Annotated in this window: 2 protein-coding genes; both read right to left on the bottom strand. The window is 59.2% G+C overall.

Annotated elements, in window-relative coordinates; all coding sequences use genetic code 11:
- Positions 1–112 (bottom strand): hypothetical protein (locus Phpb_RS26725; protein WP_240492494.1); only part of this gene is annotated, 112 nt, incomplete at its 3' end.
- A gap of 110 nt (positions 113–222) precedes the next feature.
- Positions 223–1,670: type VI secretion system membrane subunit TssM (gene tssM / locus Phpb_RS26720; RefSeq protein WP_240492489.1), on the bottom strand; the 1,448-nt coding region annotated here is incomplete at its 5' end.

Here is a 1,670-nt window from a genome sequence, read left to right as displayed (position 1 = left end):
GAAACAGCGTCAGGGCCAGTGATTCGATGAGTTGCCAGTTCACTGCCGGCTGAGACGGGTGGTTGATTTTGTTGATTTCTTCGCGTATGGCGGTGAACGCCGGCAGATTCATCGGGTTACTGCCGGCACGGATAATCAGATTTTCAGGGTGTTCACGCATGGCCGTTCATCCTTTCACCTGCCTCCGTCTGCGCGGAGGACAGGCTGGTGTTGATTTTGCAATTAATACAGCGTGTCAGGCAGTCTGAACTGGCTGAACAGGCCGCCGGCAAACGGGTTGTCGGATTCATCCACGTAGATACGGTAGGTCATGTCGCCGCCGTCCACCGTGAACCGCACATCAAACGCCTCCTGACGCACGTTAGTCAGTTTGCCGCTGTTAATCAGGCGCAGCTGAGCCCACGGGCCGGTGAAGCGGATGGCGCGCGGCGATTTGCCGCTGGCATCCGGTATCAGCGTGAGCTGGCTTTCCACCCCGGCCCGCATCGAGTTGGGCCAGATAAGGTGCGCAATGCTGCCGCGGCCGTGAGCATAATCGAGCAGCTGGCCGTCGAGATTGAGCAGGCTGCGGCGTTTATTGCCGGTCAGGCTGAGGGGCTCAATAGCGAACTGGGCGCCCAGACCGTTTTGCGGCGTGAAGAAGGTGTCGCGGATACGGTCGGCCAGTTTCAGCTGTTCCAGCACGTCCTGACGGATAAGTTGCTGGCCGTCGGCGCTGTGGGTCAGGTTGTTGTCCACAAACGGTTTCAGGTTCTGCTGATAGAAGGCATCCAGCGTGCCGCCGGGCCGGAAGAACCGCTCGAACTCACTGAGCGGCACGTCCTGCGTCGCTGCCGGGTCGAACGGATAGCGGCCGGCCAGGTAGGTCTGGTACTGTCTGACGACGGTATCGTGCCATTCGATTTCCAGCGAGCTGATGGCTTCCTTCATCACCACTCGCCAGGCCTGTTCGGCGAGTTCGCCGACCCAGCGATTGAGCGGTTCCGGCAGGTTTTTCGCCAGCTGCTGGACTTCGAAAATCGGGTCGCTGTTATGCTGTTCAAGCCGCTGCTGAACGGCGCTCAGGGCGGCTTTACCCGGTACCGGCGCGTTCTGAATCGTCAGCAGGTAGCGGTGCAGCGCCACCAGTTTCTGGTAAACCTCCTGTAAAGTACTGTTTTTATCCCCGTACTCCACCAGCACCGCGGTTTCCGGCGCGAATTCCCGGTGAATACGCGCCCGCAGACGGTAATCCGGGGCGTCATGTAACCGCTGCTGGGCTTTGGCCGGCAGCGTCTCGTCAATCTCCGGCAGACGGGTGTTGTCGCTGAGGATTTGCAGGGCGCGGCTGATGGGCTGTTCGCCGCTGATGACCTGTTCAAGGGCGCTGACGGCCTGCGGGATATCGGTAAAATCACGAATATCCAGGTTGTTCATCGCCGCGCGCCAGGTGGCCGTGTAGTCCCCCAGGTACTGCTCGGTGATTTGTCGCTGAATTTCTTTGCGGTCCGTGTCGCTGTACTGCACGTTATGCGACAGGTTCAGGACCCAGCTGTCCATGACGGTGAGGTCGATCAGCTGGTCGTCCTGTTTGACGAAGTAGTTGTCCAGGCCGTTTATCGTCAGGAACTGCGGGATAATCAGTTGTTTGTCATTGTTGGCGATAAAGAGGCGGTCAAAGCCCGGGCCAA

It is taken from the genome of Photorhabdus namnaonensis (genome assembly GCF_001684335.1).
GTDB classification, from domain to species: domain Bacteria; phylum Pseudomonadota; class Gammaproteobacteria; order Enterobacterales; family Enterobacteriaceae; genus Photorhabdus; species Photorhabdus namnaonensis.
This window is presented reverse-complemented; position numbering and strand designations above follow the sequence as displayed.